Source organism: Desulfovibrio sp. SGI.169 (assembly GCF_050313595.1).
Classification (GTDB): domain Bacteria; phylum Desulfobacterota; class Desulfovibrionia; order Desulfovibrionales; family Desulfovibrionaceae; genus Desulfovibrio.
On the sequence record NZ_JBNPLS010000072.1, the window covers coordinates 1 to 1309 of the forward strand.

3 protein-coding genes are annotated in these 1309 nt (G+C 40.6%); 1 reads left to right on the forward strand and 2 read right to left on the reverse strand.

Annotated elements, in window-relative coordinates:
• Nucleotides 1-21: 21 nt before the first annotated feature.
• Nucleotides 22-354 carry a hypothetical protein gene (locus ACQRA4_RS13765; RefSeq protein ID WP_427823619.1) on the reverse strand — a complete coding sequence of 111 codons (333 nt, stop codon included), beginning with the start codon at nucleotides 352-354 and terminating at the stop codon, nucleotides 22-24.
• Nucleotides 355-373: 19 nt separating this feature from the next.
• Nucleotides 374-790: a hypothetical protein gene (locus tag ACQRA4_RS13770; protein WP_427823620.1), complete on the reverse strand. Its 417-nt coding sequence runs from the start codon at nucleotides 788-790 to the stop codon at nucleotides 374-376.
• 212 nt (nucleotides 791-1002) lie between these two features.
• Here ACQRA4_RS13770 and ACQRA4_RS13775 point away from each other — a divergent pair, with 212 nt between their 5' ends.
• Nucleotides 1003-1254: a helix-turn-helix domain-containing protein gene (locus ACQRA4_RS13775; protein WP_427823621.1), complete on the forward strand. Its 252-nt coding sequence runs from the start codon at nucleotides 1003-1005 to the stop codon at nucleotides 1252-1254.
• Nucleotides 1255-1309: the final 55 nt, after the last annotated feature.

Consider the following 1309-nt stretch of genomic DNA (forward strand, 5'->3'; position numbering starts at 1 on the left):
GGTGATAGGAAAAGGGAAAGGCTAATCGCCAAATAGCTCCTCGTAGACCTGCTCTGTTTGTTCGTCGGTGAGATTGCTTGTCTTGTCCGTTGAAATCGAATCCCTCGTTTCGTTGAAGACTTTGGAGTCTATCAGGTAAAAGATATCTCCATCGTAGTATGACAACCACTCAAGGGCGTACAACGCTATAGTGAGATCTTCAATGTACGCGCTTTTTAGCTGCTCACGGTTAGCACAACGCTTTATGTCCTCTTTCGAGAGCAAAGCACGGCGTATTGTTTTTCCTCGCTCCTTTTCATGTCGTTTTATGCTTATGAGAATCTTTTTAGCGCATATTTCATGTTCGTATGCCATGTTTACCTCATTATAGATGTTACTCTAATGTCATTTCAGATGATTTTTGAATTAATTCTATACTCAATGGTTGTAGTGGTAGACGATACGTAAAAAGTACGTTATACCCTTCATCTCCGTTATCATAACGCAATCCGGAAGGAATACGTCGAGATTTATCAAATGGAATATCATATCTATCAAATATCTTTCTAATTTTATCTGCATCTATCATACCAACATTGAATGCTATTGGATAAAAAGTCATTGCTGTTAGATATGGAAGTAAATCTCCAGAATTTTTATGCTGTAAACATATATATCTATTTATATAATTATTATTTCCTTCATTATATACAACTAGTTGTGCAAAAGAATTTTTAGGGTCTTCCTCTACTTTTAGGCCATGTTTCTCAGCATAGCTCTTTGCTACTTGAACTGCTTCTTCCCACGGCATACCAACTTGAAGACCAAAAATCTTTGGCCCTCTGGCTTCTTCTGCTTTTGCACCAGCAAAAGAGGCAAGAACGGACCGTAGCCAAGGCCAAAAGTAGAGGTGCGCGTCGAAGCATGATTTTCTCCTTGGTTTTTAGGTGTTAGCTGGCCTGTTCCAACAGTGTTTACTATGGTTACATATGAGGGTCAAGTCTTTTCGAGTATTCTAATGGAATGGAAGATTATCCTCTGCTAAATCAAGCTCTTGCAAGAATCCTAAAGGCTAAACGGGAAGAGCTAAATCTCAGCAAGCGAAAGCTGGCCGAAGCAGCCAGGCTTGAACGTGTGTATTTGATTCAGCTTGAAAAGGGGGAGAAGCGGCCTACCGTCAACGCCCTGTTCTTTTTGAGCCGTGCGCTCGGTATGAAAGCAAGTGAAATGCTGGTAGCCGTTGAGATGGAAATTGAGAAGATGGGGAGAGATTGATTGTCTTTTCTCATCATAAACCATTCCATAACATTTAGCTGGTCGGAATCACTCC

Bases quoted from the DNA above. Each gene is read 5' to 3' on its own strand.
- ACQRA4_RS13765 (WP_427823619.1), bottom strand. From the start codon at position 354: ATGGCATACGAACATGAAATATGCGCTAAAAAGATTCTCATAAGCATA.
- ACQRA4_RS13770 (WP_427823620.1), bottom strand. From the start codon at position 790: ATGCCGTGGGAAGAAGCAGTTCAAGTAGCAAAGAGCTATGCTGAGAAA.
- ACQRA4_RS13775 (WP_427823621.1), top strand. From the start codon at position 1,003: ATGGAAGATTATCCTCTGCTAAATCAAGCTCTTGCAAGAATCCTAAAG.